The organism is Alkalihalobacillus trypoxylicola (assembly GCF_001590785.1).
GTDB classification, from domain to species: Bacteria; Bacillota; Bacilli; order Bacillales; family Bacillaceae_D; genus Alkalihalobacillus; species Alkalihalobacillus trypoxylicola.
Map to the genome: position 1 here is coordinate 73,477 of NZ_LTAO01000012.1, position 14,764 is coordinate 88,240.

At 35.2% G+C, this 14,764-nt stretch carries 15 protein-coding genes; 13 read left to right on the top strand and 2 right to left on the bottom strand.

The window, feature by feature from the left end:
- Positions 1-115 precede the first annotated feature (115 nt).
- A complete protein-coding gene (locus tag AZF04_RS21390; RefSeq protein ID WP_169802515.1) occupies positions 116-292 on the bottom strand; it encodes a hypothetical protein in 177 nt (58 codons plus the stop codon).
- A 344-nt stretch (positions 293-636) separates the two neighbouring features.
- Between AZF04_RS21390 and AZF04_RS07400 the strand changes: the two genes are divergently transcribed.
- From AZF04_RS07400 to AZF04_RS07460, 13 genes are all read left to right on the top strand, one after another.
- Complete coding sequence (locus AZF04_RS07400; RefSeq protein ID WP_061948194.1) at positions 637-1,779, top strand: DUF445 domain-containing protein; 1,143 nt, start codon at positions 637-639, stop codon at positions 1,777-1,779.
- 84 nt (positions 1,780-1,863) lie between these two features.
- Complete coding sequence (locus tag AZF04_RS07405) at positions 1,864-2,217, top strand: YlbF/YmcA family competence regulator (RefSeq protein WP_045485375.1); 354 nt, start codon at positions 1,864-1,866, stop codon at positions 2,215-2,217.
- A gap of 335 nt (positions 2,218-2,552) precedes the next feature.
- On the top strand, positions 2,553-3,395 hold the full coding sequence (locus AZF04_RS07410) for an HAD family hydrolase (RefSeq protein WP_061948195.1): 843 nt from the start codon (positions 2,553-2,555) through the stop codon (positions 3,393-3,395).
- A gap of 225 nt (positions 3,396-3,620) precedes the next feature.
- On the top strand, positions 3,621-3,893 hold the full coding sequence (locus AZF04_RS07415) for a hypothetical protein (RefSeq protein ID WP_061948196.1): 273 nt from the start codon (positions 3,621-3,623) through the stop codon (positions 3,891-3,893).
- Between the two features lie 32 nt (positions 3,894-3,925).
- Positions 3,926-4,681, top strand: a complete 756-nt coding sequence (yidC, locus tag AZF04_RS07420) for a membrane protein insertase YidC (protein ID WP_061948197.1) — start codon at positions 3,926-3,928, stop codon at positions 4,679-4,681.
- Positions 4,682-4,804: 123 nt separating this feature from the next.
- The gene (locus AZF04_RS07425) at positions 4,805-5,188 is read left to right on the top strand and encodes a hypothetical protein (RefSeq protein ID WP_061948198.1); all 384 of its coding nucleotides are present in this window, start codon (positions 4,805-4,807) and stop codon (positions 5,186-5,188) included.
- 575 nt (positions 5,189-5,763) lie between these two features.
- Complete coding sequence (locus tag AZF04_RS07430; protein ID WP_045485365.1) at positions 5,764-6,447, top strand: response regulator transcription factor; 684 nt, start codon at positions 5,764-5,766, stop codon at positions 6,445-6,447.
- Positions 6,444-7,841 carry a sensor histidine kinase gene (locus AZF04_RS07435; protein ID WP_061948199.1) on the top strand — a complete coding sequence of 466 codons (1,398 nt, stop codon included), beginning with the start codon at positions 6,444-6,446 and terminating at the stop codon, positions 7,839-7,841. The genes AZF04_RS07430 and AZF04_RS07435 overlap by 4 nt, the downstream gene beginning before the upstream one ends.
- Before the next feature lie 106 nt (positions 7,842-7,947).
- Positions 7,948-8,907 carry a 3'-5' exoribonuclease YhaM gene (yhaM, locus tag AZF04_RS07440; protein WP_045485363.1) on the top strand — a complete coding sequence of 320 codons (960 nt, stop codon included), beginning with the start codon at positions 7,948-7,950 and terminating at the stop codon, positions 8,905-8,907.
- Between the two features lie 372 nt (positions 8,908-9,279).
- Positions 9,280-10,140 (top strand): ABC transporter permease, encoded by an 861-nt coding sequence (locus AZF04_RS07445; RefSeq protein ID WP_235599960.1) that lies wholly within the window; start codon positions 9,280-9,282, stop codon positions 10,138-10,140.
- A gap of 49 nt (positions 10,141-10,189) precedes the next feature.
- Positions 10,190-11,074: a carbohydrate ABC transporter permease gene (locus AZF04_RS07450; RefSeq protein ID WP_061948200.1), complete on the top strand. Its 885-nt coding sequence runs from the start codon at positions 10,190-10,192 to the stop codon at positions 11,072-11,074.
- A gap of 44 nt (positions 11,075-11,118) precedes the next feature.
- Positions 11,119-12,807, top strand: coding sequence for an ABC transporter substrate-binding protein (locus tag AZF04_RS07455; protein ID WP_061948705.1), 1,689 nt, complete (start codon positions 11,119-11,121; stop codon positions 12,805-12,807).
- Between the two features lie 347 nt (positions 12,808-13,154).
- The gene (locus AZF04_RS07460; protein WP_061948201.1) at positions 13,155-13,436 is read left to right on the top strand and encodes a sporulation YhaL family protein; all 282 of its coding nucleotides are present in this window, start codon (positions 13,155-13,157) and stop codon (positions 13,434-13,436) included.
- A 251-nt stretch (positions 13,437-13,687) separates the two neighbouring features.
- On the opposite strand, the gene AZF04_RS07465 is transcribed toward AZF04_RS07460, so the two are convergent.
- Entirely contained in the window at positions 13,688-14,602 is a 915-nt protein-coding gene (locus AZF04_RS07465; RefSeq protein ID WP_061948202.1) for a peptidylprolyl isomerase, read from the bottom strand.
- Positions 14,603-14,764 lie beyond the last annotated feature (162 nt).

Here is a 14,764-nt window from a genome sequence, read left to right on the forward strand (position 1 = left end):
AGAACTTCTTTTAATCAATAACGTAACTTAACGAAGATAAGCGACTCCATAGAAATGAGATGACGATAAGAGTTAGTTTGGCGTCTTGGGTAAAGTGTACAGCTAAGTTATCTATTTATTTGTTTTTTTTCGGTGGGTCCTCTTTTTCTAAATCTCTGGCTTCCTCTATCCAACCAGCTTGATTCTCACTTACGGTTCCAGACCCTAATCCTTCGTTAATCATTCTTTCTATGTCCATAAAATATTCATCTCGTCCTTCATGCTGTGTATCCTTGTTTTCTTTATTGACCATATAATAATCCTCCCTTCTTTTTTATAGGATTGAACAGAACCCCCAATTTATTCTTGTTTGAGTGAATTTCATCATTGCTCTATAAGTGAATAAAACCGACGTTTTTTATAAAATATGTCTTGAAGCCCTTGGGAAAGCATCTACCTAAAGTGGAAATCAAAAACCTAATCGTGCAGTTTTCATATCAGATAGAAATGATTAAATTGTTTCGTTGTTAAAAAAGATAAAATAGTGAATGATAAAGGATGGTACCTCTTTTACTAGTAAGAAGCTTATTTTTTAAGTATAATAATCGAAGTATGTGTATCCCTCTGTTAACGGAGAATGTGAAGGAGTGAAATGCAGTGGGGGAATTTGGAATTATTTTATTTATGATGATTGTTGGTGCGGCTGTAGGAGGTTTAACCAATTTACTTGCTATCAAAATGTTATTTCGTCCTTATAAAGAAATGAAAATTGGCTCCATTGTCTTACCATTTACACCAGGTCTTATCCCGAAAAGACGATTAGATATAGCTAATCAACTGGGTCAGACGGTTTCGAAATATTTAGTTACTTCAGAAGGGATTGAACAGAAACTTAATAATCCGGCCTTTCAGCTTGAAGTGACCAAATGGGTACAGGTAGAGGTTGATAAACTTTTGAAAACAGATCTTCCGTTGTCCTTGATTCTAGAAAATAGCTTACATGTAAAGGAACCAAAAAAATGGCTTTCGAACAAACTGGAAGAATATTTAGGACAAGCGTATGACCGTATGCTTTCAAAGTATGAACACCTTACAATAGATGAGGTATTACCAGCCAACCTTCAAGAAAAGGTCGAAGACTGGATTCCTGCGCTTAGAGAAATGGTGCTTAATCAACTAAAAGAGTATCTGAGCAGCAGTGAAGGAAAAGAACGAATGAATCAGATGATCGAACATTACTTGCTTAATAAAGGTACAATCGGCAACATGCTTAAAATGTTTTTAGGAAATGATCGTTTAGTAGATAAAATTCAACCACAATTAAATAAATTATTGACTGATTCTCATACTGAGGAGATGGTGGAGCGACTTATTCGGAAAGAATGGAAGAAGTTAAGAATGAAGCCAATATCTCAACTAACTCAGTCCTTAAATAAAGAAAAAGTAATACAATCTTTTCTTCCAACAATTAAAGACGAGTTACCAGTATTTAAATGGTTAGATGAACCTTTATCAAAAGTAATAAAGCCCTATCAGCCACAAATTATCGAGCAGTATATCCCTTCATTTACCGCTTTTATTTTAAGACAGGTGAAAAAGCATTTGACAAGTATTTTAAAAAGCTTGCAATTAGATGTCATTGTAAAAGAGCAGGTAGAACAATTTCCTTTAGATAAGCTTGAAGAAATAGTCGTTTCCATTGCAAGGAAGGAATTAATGATGATAGCTTATCTAGGTGGAATTATAGGAGGGTTAATTGGGGTTGTTCAAGGACTAATTGTTATCCTATGGAGTTTTTAAGTTTAGACTGAATAGCTTAGAGATGATTTATTTTTTTATACATGTTATAGTCGGTAGGACTAATTTTTTGAGGAGGCCAATTCAATGGCAAATGTGTACGACAAAGCGCAGGAACTAAAGCAAGCAATTGCTGAAAGTGATGATTTTAAGGAGTTAAAATCATTACACTTACAAATTGATGAAGATGAAATTGCTAAAAAAATGTTAAATAATTTCCGTCAGCTGCAATTAGATTTACAAAGAAAGCAAATGCAGGGTGAACAGATTTCTGAAGAGGAAGTTCAAAAAGCACAGCAGCAATTTGAACTAGTTCAGCAACACGAACTAATTTCTAAATTAATGGAAGCAGAACAACGTTTAAGCGTTACAATTGGTGATGTGAATAAGGTTATCACTGAGCCTTTAGAAGAAATTTATGGTAACCCTGACGCACAATAAAATCATGTAATAGAAAGTCGTCATTTAATGATGACTCAGACCTTAGAAAAAATGCCTTTGAGAAAATGATTCTCAAGGGCGTTTTTGCGTCTATTTTCTGTTCGGGATACTGGGGATGAGTTTTTCCAGTGAAAGTTGTATCTACCATTGTGCTAATTCGTTCAATGCCCTTCTGCCGAAAATCTACCCAAGGTTCGGGGAGTGAGGAGCCATCTCGTAACAAAATAAAGGAGCTTTTGCATTCTCAACTTGTTCTAACCATTCTTTCTCATACATATCTATAATTAAGGAATTCTTATATTAACTAATATAGACACCTAGAGGAGGAAAACACTATGATTTACCGTATGTTGGCTTTAAACATAGATGGTGCCATCATTCAATCAAACTCTAAGATAAGCCGACAAACAAAAGCAGCCATTGATTATGTGAAGAGTAAAGGTGTAGTCGTGACCCTTGTGACTTCAAAACCTTTCTTGTATGCAGCAAAAATGGCGAAAATTTTAAAGGTAGATGGATATTTAGTAACGAGTGATGGAGCATTTGTTGCAAAAGAAAAGGATCAACCTTTTTATTACCAAAGAATAGAAGAAGTACAAGCTGAAGAGATGGTCGATATTTTGGAAAGATATGAATGTCATATTCGTTTATATCATGAAAATTATTCCTTAGGAAATAAAATGAAAGAAAAAAAGCAGTTATTGGCGAAAATGACTCTTGAATTAGATGAACCAAGGTTTTATCCATTAACTTTTGTAGATTCTGTCTATGAAAAGTTATTAGAACAGCCAATGGCGCCATTAAAAATTCAAGCACAGTTTTATCGAGAAAATGACCGTGAATTGGCGATTACCCAAATCAAGAAGATGAATCAATCTTTTTTAATAATGAAAGGCAAAAACAACCAATTGGAAGTTATGAACGAAGGGGTATCAAAAGCTCAATCTCTACGTATGTTAGCTCAATTTCTAGAAATAAAATTAGAAGACATGGTAGCAGTTGGTGTTTCAGAAAATGATATTGAAATGATACAACAGGCCGGTTTAGGAGTAGCAATGGGTAATGCTAGCCATAAAGTAAGAGAAGAGGCTGATTGGATTACAAGATCTACGGAAGAAGATGGAGTATCTTATATGATAAAAGAGGTTTTCAGAAAGCAATTGCGTGTTCAAATTTAATGGGTTAATTAATTTTCGTTACACATAAACGCCTTGAGATGTATCTCAAGGTGCTTTTTTATGGTGCTTGTCAATGAACAGAGGTTAAGAGGATAAGTTAGTTGAAAAAATGGATGATTATGAAGATTCCATATTGGGAATTTTTTGGAAGGGAAAAGTTGTTTTTGTATTTTAGGATAAATATGATAGGATATATTTATTAGTATTGAAGGGAGGGACGATAAAATGTTTGAATTAATTATGGATGCATTTTCATTTTGGCTTAGTATCCTTTTTACTGTTTGGGTAGTCACAGCATATGGAAGGTCTATTTTATATAAATTTGAATATGACTATTCATCTAGTTGGTCTAAGAAAAAACTACGGTTAAAGTCAAAGTTAACATCTTATTTACCTTTATCGCAAATCATTCAAAGATTATATCGTCCTAAAATCCCTTCCTTTCATGATCATCATAATGATAGTGATGAAGAAGACGCCCTTATTGGATTTACGTAAACGACTATCGTAAACCAATAAGGAGGATTATTGTGAGTAAAAAAATTAAATTAATATTATTAGGTGTATTTTTGCTGCTTCTTTTGACAGCTTGCGCTACCGATCAACCGATCAACGCTGAAACAACGGGGATTTGGAATCACTTTTTTGTCTATCCTATGTCTTGGTTGATTATACGTACAGCTACTATTTTTCAAGGTAACTATGGAGTGGCGATTCTTCTTGTAACACTTGTAATACGCTTCTTATTATTACCATTAGTATTAAAACAACAAAAAAGTACAAAGGCTATGCAGGTACTAAAACCTGAATTAGATGAAATACAAAAAAAGCTACAATCTAGTAAGGCTGATCCAAAAAAACAACAAGAATTACAAGCTGAAATGATGACACTTTATCAAAAACATGGAGTCAACCCTATTGCAGGATGTTTGCCGATGCTTGTACAAATGCCTATATTGATGGCCTTTTATTTCGCTATAATGCGTACGGAGGAAATAGGAGCAACGTCCTTTCTTTGGTTTAACCTTGGACAGCCTGATATGATTCTTCCTTTTGTTGCTGGTTTAACAACGTTAATTCAGTTAAATATGTCAGGCGCACAAATGCCTAAACAAATGAAACTAATTATGTATATTATGCCTGTTATGATTATATTTGCTGGATTATCGCTTCCATCAGCATTGTCACTTTATTGGGTCGTAGGAAATATATTTACGATTTTACAAACTTATTTTGTGATTGTGCTACCAAATAAACAGCAGCAGCAATCATTGACAAAAGCTTAATAGATGCAGAGAAACCTTCGGAATTCCGAAGGTTTTTATTTATGATCATCCACTAAATCGTCCAAACACCTATTTCTTTTTATTGAATACATTAAGATATCAGCCTATTTAAGGAGGAACAAAATGCAATATTATAATGATGTATCTCAATTAAAAATGCAATGTGAGCAATATATGAATCAGCCTGTTTCGGTACAATACCAAGGACAGCAAATAAATGGTGTGTTAGAGCATGTCGATCATGAACAAATATATTTAATGGTTTTAGTGGATGAAAATGGTCAATATATGGATTTAGCCCAAGCTATGCAGCATCAACAAATGAATGATGGGTACCCACATCAGCAATCTGGCCAAATGCATTCAAACTACCACCAGACTCGAAACCCATTTTTTCCTGGCCAAGGCTTTTATCCAGGTTATTTTCCTGGTTATTATAATCCAAGACCTAATTGGAATCGACTCGTTTTACCTTTGGCTGCATTAACAGCAATTGCACTTCTTTAGATTAAAGAGTTTGATTAAATCCGCAGAATAATTTATGTTGCAAGGTCAGAGTAGATAGACGGATAAGAACGTACGACTGACTATCCAATGGAAATAAGAAACTCCGGCTGTTCGCCCCACCCCGCTGGACTCAGAGTATCTTGGGGAAGTGAACAGCCGGGCACCTAACATTTGTGGAATCTTCCTTTCATAAGTATTGCCTCCTCCTCCTCTTGTTTTTTTGTGTATGCACCGATTACACCGATCTTCGTAATTACTTTATCTAAATAATTCCAGACTATGTGTAACAATTATTCAACTAGTCATACTATCCTATCAAGGCCATAAAAGGCCTCTCAATATAGTAGGTCATAATGTTTAAACTAATTTCATTAAAATACCACAATCAGCTATATAAATCCGCAGATATTGCATAAAATATTGTGATTTTGTTGAAAGTAGTGCGTTTTTCCTGTAGAAAAGGTATGATGAGTAGACAATTAACGTTTCAATAGCGTTCATAAGTGGAATACTAAATTTGATTGTTAAATGAAATAAAATCTAGGGGAACTTTTTTTTATTGAGGAGGATGCAAGTTGGGTGACTATCTCGTTTATTTAGTAGAAGATGAAGAAAATTTATCAGAAGTGATTAAAGCATATTTAGAAAAAGAGAATTGGCAAGTTAAGGTATTTAATAATGGACAGGATGCTGCTAACGCGGTTAATGATAAACCCCATTTATGGATATTAGATATCATGCTTCCAGGAATGGATGGATATCAATTACTTAAAATGATTAAACAAGATGAAGATACACCTGTTATTTTTATCTCTGCAAGAGATCAAGACTTAGATCGTGTTCTTGGTTTAGAAATGGGAAGTGATGATTATTTAGCTAAGCCGTTTCTACCACAAGAGCTTATTATACGTGCTAAAAAAATTATTAATCGTGTTTATGGTTCAGCAGGACAAGAGCAAAAGAAAATTGAAATCAATCAATATGTAGTCGACCCTATTGGACGTACCGTAGTGGATATGGAGGTCGGTGAAGAGGAATTAGTTGACCTAACGACAAAGGAAATGGATTTAGTACTTTTATTGACAGGAGATATTGGAAAAGCTTTCTCTAGGGATAAAATTATTGAATTTGTATGGGGAGACAATTACTTTGGTTCAGAACGTGCTGTGGATGATGTGGTTCGACGAGTTAGAAAAAAAATGCCTAGAGTACATCTAGAGACTTTATATGGTTATGGTTATCGAATACTGTCATCATGATTAAAGTAAATTTAACTCAACGGATATGGTTAGCGTTCATATCTCTCATTGTTTTACTTGCACTATCAGTAATCATTATTTATCCTATCTCTATAAAGGATACATTAACAGAAGAAACGTACCGAATGATAGAAAGAGAGCAGGATCGAATATTAACCTACCCTTTGTTTGATTTTATCGATCCACCACAGGACAGTGGACAGTTTTTTGAAAATGCTGAAACGGATTCGGTTGGTCACTTTTTCATCGAGGATACCCTTAGCAAAGGCGCGAAAGGAGATTTACCTCCTGCTGATATATTACGAGAAATGGCTACTAATGCCTTTAAGCAAGAATCAGTTAGAGGAAGATATGAGCTTCAATTTGATGGGGCCACAGCCTTTTATGTCATAAAAAAAGCGAATATTATTGGTTTACCAGCTTACCACATTTCTTATATGTGGGATTCTTATCGTGACCAAATGGTAAATAAGCTTTGGGAGCGTCTTTTATATTTGTTTTTACTAACAAGTGTTTTAAGTTTATTACCTGCTATATGGCTTAAGCATTATTTAAGACAACCTTTAATTATTCTCGGTAATCACCTAGAACAAATAGCGAATCGAGATTGGAAGGATCCGTTACAATGGAAAGGTGATGAAGATTTCCAACGTTTATCCGATCAATTTGAAAGAATGAGACGGAACCTAAATCATTATGATCGAGCACAAAAAACCTTTATACAGCATGCTTCACATGAACTAAAAACACCAATTATGGTGGTGAAAAGTTATGCACAATCAGTGAAGGATGGTATTTTACCAAAAGGAAACCTAGAAGAAACGATGGACGTAATTATAGAAGAAAGCAATCGAATGGAGCGAAGGGTCATTGATATGCTTTACTTTACTAAATTAGACTCTCTAAAGGAAGAAACGTTAACTCAAGAAGAGATCATTTTTGGATCATTAGCTTTCAATATTGAGGAACGTTTCCGTGCGCAAAGAGACGATGTGAAAATCTACGTAGAAAATTCAGATGTTCGTCTAAAGGGAGACCCGAAGCAATTAGAAGTTCTCCTTGAGAACTTAATAGAAAATGCGTTACGATATGCATTGACTTCGATATGGATTAGAGCAGAATTGAAAGAGGATACGATTATTCTTTCTGTTGAAAACGATGGAGAAAAGATTCCTGAACAGGATATGTCACAATTGTTTAACCCGTTTTATAAAGGCAATAAAGGGAAGTTTGGATTAGGCTTAGCGATTGTAAAAAGAATTTCCGAACTTCACAACGGACATCCTGAAGTGGAGAATACAGATTTAGGGGTTAAAATAAAGGTATTTTTACCTCATGTAGTCGAGGCTCCTAAACCAAAAGTCAAAAAGAAAAACAAAAAAAATGAAAAGTAAGCCCTTCTGTTCGAAAAGGAGGGCTTTTCTCTATCTAATGACAACCGCAAGAATAACTGACAAAATATGATATAATTATATCAACAATGTGTAATGAGGTGATAGGGTGAATAGAGGAATTAGGTATCATCAAGTAGGGGATAAAATAGAAAAGTATTTTTTAATCAAAACGGCTACGAAAGGGATTGCTAGTAATGGAAAACCTTTTCTAACATTAATCCTAGGGGACCATACTGGGGAAATAGAGTCTAAGTTGTGGGGTTGTTCCAAAGAAGACGAAGAAGCATTTGTAAGTAAAGTAATCGTACATTTAGTTGGGGATCTAATTGAATATCGTGGTCGAAATCAATTAAAGTTACAGAGCATAAGACCATCTAATGCGATTGATAATGTAAAAATCGCTGATTTTGTACGTTCGGCCCCTATGGCCCCAGAGGAAATGCTCGATCAAATTACTCAATATATTTTTGAAATGAAAAATCCAAATATACAACGAATCACAAGGCACCTATTAAAAAAGCACCAAAGCGATTTTCTCGAATCACCTGCAGCGACTAAAAATCACCATGAGTTTGTTTCAGGTTTGGCTTTTCATGTTGTATCCATGCTGCATATTGCTAAAAGCTTGTCCGAATTATATTCATCAATTGATACGGACTTATTGTATGCAGGAATTATTTTACACGATTTGGGGAAGGTTCGAGAATTATCGGGACCGATTGATACTGCTTATACACTAGAGGGAAATTTACTTGGACATATTTCAATTATGGTTAATGAAATCGACGAGGCTGCAAAAGAATTAAACATCGAAGGGGAAGAGGTTTTAATTCTTCAGCACTTAGTCCTGAGCCATCATGGAAAAGGAGAATGGGGAAGTCCTAAAGCTCCTTTAGTAAAGGAAGCTGAACTCTTGCATTTAATTGACAATATTGATGCGAAAATGAATATGATGGACCGCGCATTAGAACGAGTTCAACCGGGAGAATTTTCTGAAAGAGTAATGGCTATGGATCAACGGAGTTTTTATAAACCAACTTTTCATGAGCCACCATTAGATTTATAAAAAAAGCTATTTATGCATGTTCATTAACATGGCATAAATAGCTTTTTTTTGTGGAATTCACTTTTTTTGAACTGATTTTTTAACTAAATAGTGCGGTATTTTATGTAAGCGGTTACTTATATAATGAAATTGTATTTATAAGGTGATTTCAATTTAAAAATAAAGAAGGGATTACATTCACTATAACTCGTTGTGTAAGGAGAGATTTTTTATATGAATAAGAATCGAAATACTGTTGGTACTGAAACAAATCTACCTGTCACATCGACAAACTTAGGATTAGGAAAAGGAGGAAAAAAACCTCAGCTTTCTAATAATGTGAGTAGAAAAGGGTATTGGCACACGATAAAAAATCAAAAAATTCTGATTTTAATGTCATTACCCTTTGTGATTTGGTTGATTGTCTTTAGATATATCCCTGTAGCTGGCTGGACGATGGCTTTTCAGGATTATCGACCGCAGAATTCATTATTGGATCAAGAGTGGGTGGGCTTACATCACTTTCGTGAGCTTTTTAGGGAGCCAACCTTTTATCGAGCTTTAGAAAATACGTTAGGTATGGGGATTTTAGGAATCGTTTTTGGAACATTAGCGGCTATCGTATTTGCTTTACTCTTAAATGAAATAAGATTTATGTTCTTTAAAAGGATTACACAAACCCTATCTTACTTACCCCACTTTGTATCTTGGGTAATCGTAGCAAACATTGTGATTACGATGCTCTCTGTTGAGGGACCTATAAATGGATTTCTTATGAATCTAGGTATAATCGAAAGACCGATATCGTTCATGTCAAATCCAGATTTATTTTGGGGGATAGTAACCATCGCTGATGTTTGGAAGGAGACTGGCTGGAATGCAATTATTTATTTGGCAGCCATGGCAGGAGTGAATCCCCAATTGTATGAAGCGGCAAGGGTTGATGGAGCTTCAAGGTTACGCCAAATGTGGCATATAACCTTACCTAGTATTCGTCCGGTGATTATTATTTTACTGATTTTAAGCATTGGTAATTTAATAAATATAGGTTTTGAAAAACAAATGCTTCTAGGAAATAACATAGTAGCAGAAAAAGCATTAGTTATTGATTTATATGCTTTAAATTACGGTATTGGAATGTTTCGTTATTCGTTTGGGACAGCCATCGGGATTTTTAAATCGGTTATCAGTATTATTTTAATTTTAATTGCCAACTCTTTAGCGAAAAAATTTGGAGAAGGTAGAGTCTTTTAATGAATAACCATTTTAAAAGATAAAAGACATGCTAGGAGGAGCAGATATCATGGTAAATCGAAAAATTACGTCCTTTGATCTAGTGCTGCTCATTATTATGGTGGGCGTCATGATCATTACTTTGTATCCATTTTTAAATATACTCGCTATCTCATTAAACGATGCAACGGATACGGTAAGAGGGGGAATTCATATATGGCCAAGACAATTTACACTAGCTAATTATAGTGAAATTTTCGGAAGCAATGATCGTTTAATTCAAGCATTCGGTATGTCGGTACTTCGTACGGTAGTTGGAACCGTTACTGGGATTATTGCAAGCACAATGCTTGCTTATACATTAAGCCGTAGAGATTTTATTTTTAATCGATTTATAGGCTTTATATTAGTCATAACGATGTTTATTAGTGGTGGCTTAATACCAGAATATATGTTGATTCGTGAACTAGGCTTAATTAATAACTTTTGGGTATATATTTTGCCTATGTTAATTTCGGCTTTTAATGTCATCGTGATTCGCTCATTTATGGATGAAATCCCTATTGAGCTGACTGAATCAGCCAAAATTGATGGAGCGAATGATTTTACGATTTTTGCGAAGGTTATGCTACCACTTTGTATTCCTGTCATCGCAACTATTTCATTATTTTTAGCAGTAGGACAATGGAATAGCTGGTTTGATACGTATTTATACGCAAGGGCCAATATAGATTTAACGACCTTACAGTTTGAACTGATGAAAATCTTAGATAATGCGAATATATCAAGTGGTCAAATTACGACCCAAAACGCAGAAGTTATCGCTAATCAAACGAATCCAAATTCTATAAAAATGGCGATAACGATTATTGCAACGGTTCCTATTTTAGTTGTTTATCCATTTTTACAAAAGTACTTTGTTACTGGACTCACATTAGGAGCCGTAAAGTCTTGATATTAATGAAAATTAATATAAATGAAAGATTGGAGGAAAATAAAATGAAAAACAACTGGTTATGGATGGGCCTCTTTTTAGTAGCCATGCTCGTTTTTGTTGCTTGTAGTAATGAAACAGGAGGGGATGAGGAAGTAGAAGGTTCCGAGTCTCCTGAAAATTCTGAAGAATCAACGGGAGAAGAGCCTATCACATTAACGTTTTTTAATGCTGATGGTGAAGAAAAAGTATTTGATGATCGTGTTGCAGAGAAAATTACGGAAGCTACTGGTGTTGTATTAGAAATGGATTATCCGGTTGGTGGCAATGATGAGGCCATCCCACTTATGATCGCAAGCGGAGAGTATCCTGATTTAATTTTTGCAAAAGGTGACATTGGGAAGTTAATTGAAGCAGGTGGTGTTATTGCACTAGACGATTATATTGAAGAAAAAGGGGATAACCTCAAGACAATGTATGGAGAGCAACTAGACCGTTTAAGAAACTCTTTATCAGATCCAAGCATTTATACAGTAGGAACCTATGGAGTGGAAAATGCCTTTTGGGAAACTAGTGGTACCTTTCAAATACAGCTAGATGTATTAAGGGAACAGGGCTATCCAGAAATAAAGACATTAGACGATTTTGAAGCAGCACTTACGGATTATTATGAAAAAAACCCAGAAATAAATGGTCAACCTACAATTCCTATTTCTTTATTAGGTAGTGATTGGCGTTGGTTAATTACCGTTGGAAACCCTGCGGGATTTGCAGCAGGTATTCCTGATGATGGTCAATGGTATGTTAACCCTGACACAGGTGAAACAACCTATAAATTTCTAGAGCCAGAATTTAGAGAATATTTTAAATGGTTAAATGGCTTAAACGCAAAAGGGTTATTAGATCCAGAGTCATTTACTCAAACCTATGATACTTATATTGCCAAGCTTTCTTCAGGTCGAGTACTAAGTGTAGCTGATCAGAATTGGAATATAGGGGATGCTGACCAAGCATTAGTAGCTTCTGGATTGGAAGAAAGAACATATGCACCACTTCCTGTTACGTTAGGAGAGGAATACAAATCTCAAGGTTTAAAAGACTATGGTTTTGCAGGAGGTTGGGGTATTGCCATTTCCTCAACAAGTGAGCATCAAGAAAAGGCCTTTGAATTTTTAAATTGGATGGCTTCTGAAGAAGCACAAATCTTATTAAATTGGGGTATTGAAGGAGAAAATTATGAAATAGTGGATGGAGAGCGTGTGATGTTTGATGATGATCGACAAAGAATGAATTCAGATTCAAATTACTCCAAAGAAACAGGAGTAGGATATTATGTCTATCCTTTTCCGCAATGGGGGAATGGTTCTTTAGATTCTAATGGTCAGTCGATTACACCTCATTCTGAAGAAGACATTATAGAGAATTTTAACTCGGTTGAGAAAGAAGTTTTAGCTGAGTATGGAATGGACAACTGGATTGATTGGTTTCCAGCAACAGAAGAATTAGGTAGATCTGAGCACGGGACGGTTGCAAACTTTACCATTCCGCCAGGTGGGGATATTCAGATTATTCAGCAGCGCGCAGATGATATTACAGAACAAAGGATTACCCAAGCGATATTGGCAGATCCATCCGAATTCGACAACCTTTGGGATTCAATGCTTGATGAATTAGAAAGTGCGAGGATTGATACAGCAAACGAAGCAATGACACAAATGACAAAAGATATTTTGGAGTTATGGGGAACAAACTAGAGGTAACAGGAATAAAGAAACTGAGAAAAAGTAGATAGAACGACCAAACGAAGAGCATGCCTATAAAGAAGGTATTGTTCTTCTTTTTCTTTTAAAAGGAAATGAGCAAAAAAGGGATTCAAAGGTTTCTGACGGAGAGAAAGTGTATGAGGGCTCTAAAGTGGAAATATTTAAGACGGAGACTGAAGCTGCTCCTCATTGAAGACGGAGGAGTTTTTCTGTAGCGATTTCTTTAAATGGTTCGTCTTTCCTAAGCTGAATTATTATCATTTAGAGCGTATCTTTTTCGTTCTAAATTAGAAATACAAGCATATAGTATGATAATTAGAAGTTATGGGAGGGATAGTATGAACTCTTCAACTAAGACAAGCCAAAGGGTAGCTGTTGTATTATTAGTAGCCTTAATATTAGTTTTTATCTTTACTCAAACAAGCATTCTCTCAGTTTTACTAGCAAGTCCATGGTGGATTTATCTCGTTATAGCAGGGATTATTTTTAGTGGTTACATGAGTATGAGGTATATGCTAGAAGACCATGAGGTAGAAAACGAATATATTGAAAAAGAAGGTAGTGTTTTTATTGAGAGAATGGAAGCAGAACGAGAAAAAAGGAATGTAGAAAAGATATAATAAAAAAGGTTCGGGACAAGACTCTTGATTGAATTTATATCACCTATGTTTGATGCCCGGCTGTTCGTTCCCCCAAGACACTTTGAGTCCGGTGGGTGGCGCAGAACTTATCATTTTTTAAAAAGTGGATTTTGTTATGGCCACTTTCTTCTATTGGACCTTCTGTTCATTGTGTCGACTAGCTTACGGTTTTCATAGAAATAAACCCTCCTTCTTATGAAGAGAAGGAGGGTTCAATGTTCGTTATATGATTATTCTGCTGTTTCCTCGTTATCAGAATCAGCATCAAATAAGTCTTCGTATTGAGAATTTCTAACGTCAATATCTGCATTAGAAATAATTTCTTCTAAAACTTGATTCGGAGTTTTAGCTTGTTGAGCAGCAAGTGCTTCCTCGATTTCAGCTTCAAAATCCTCATAAGATTCTTTTCTGTCTGTTACCTTAATGATGTGGTATCCATATGGAGATTGAACAATCTCACTTACCTCATCAATGTCAAGTTCAAAAGCAGCTTCTTCAAATTCTGGTAGCATTTGACCAGTACCAAAGAAACCAACAGAGCCACCATTAGCTGCAGAGCCATCCGTAGAATGCTCTTGAGCTAATTCAGCAAAATCTTCACCATCGTTAATCTTTTCTAAGATTTCTTCTGCTTCCGATTCCTCTTCCACTAGGATATGACTAGCCTCAACTTGCAAGCTAAACATATCTTCATTTTCTTCAAAGTAAGCTCTTTTTTCTTCTTCTGTAATGTCTACATCTTGGCTACCTAAACGTTCGATAACAAGTGGCGGGATAATATATTCATCGATTAGTTGATCAATACTAGTCAGTTGAATATTAAATTGAGTGTTTAGCAAATCTAATAATGCCTCATCATCCTCAACTTGGTATGTACTTCTGAAATAATCTAGCTCTTCTTGAATTTCTTCATCCGTAATACCGGCAGTTTCTAATTGCTCATTTAGAAGCTTACGTTGTACCATTTCCTGTAAAGTAGCCTCTGCATAACGTTCTTTTAGAGTATTAACAAGTTGACCTTCTGTTATCTCTTCACCATTAACCACTACAACTGGAGTATCATCAGTTGCCGCCTCATCATTGTTACAGGCTGCTAAAACTGTGAACGCAGCTAGTCCAACTGCAGCAAGCATTTGCTTTTTCATTGAATTTCACTCCCCTAAGTAAGTAAAAAAAGTCATCAAAAGTGACTACAGCACCTACTATACCATAAATAGATATGAGATAAAAAGCTTTTTCTATATAAGTATATAAATGTCTTAACAATTATTGTAAAAATTAAGAAACAAAAAGAATTAGGTTTTCCC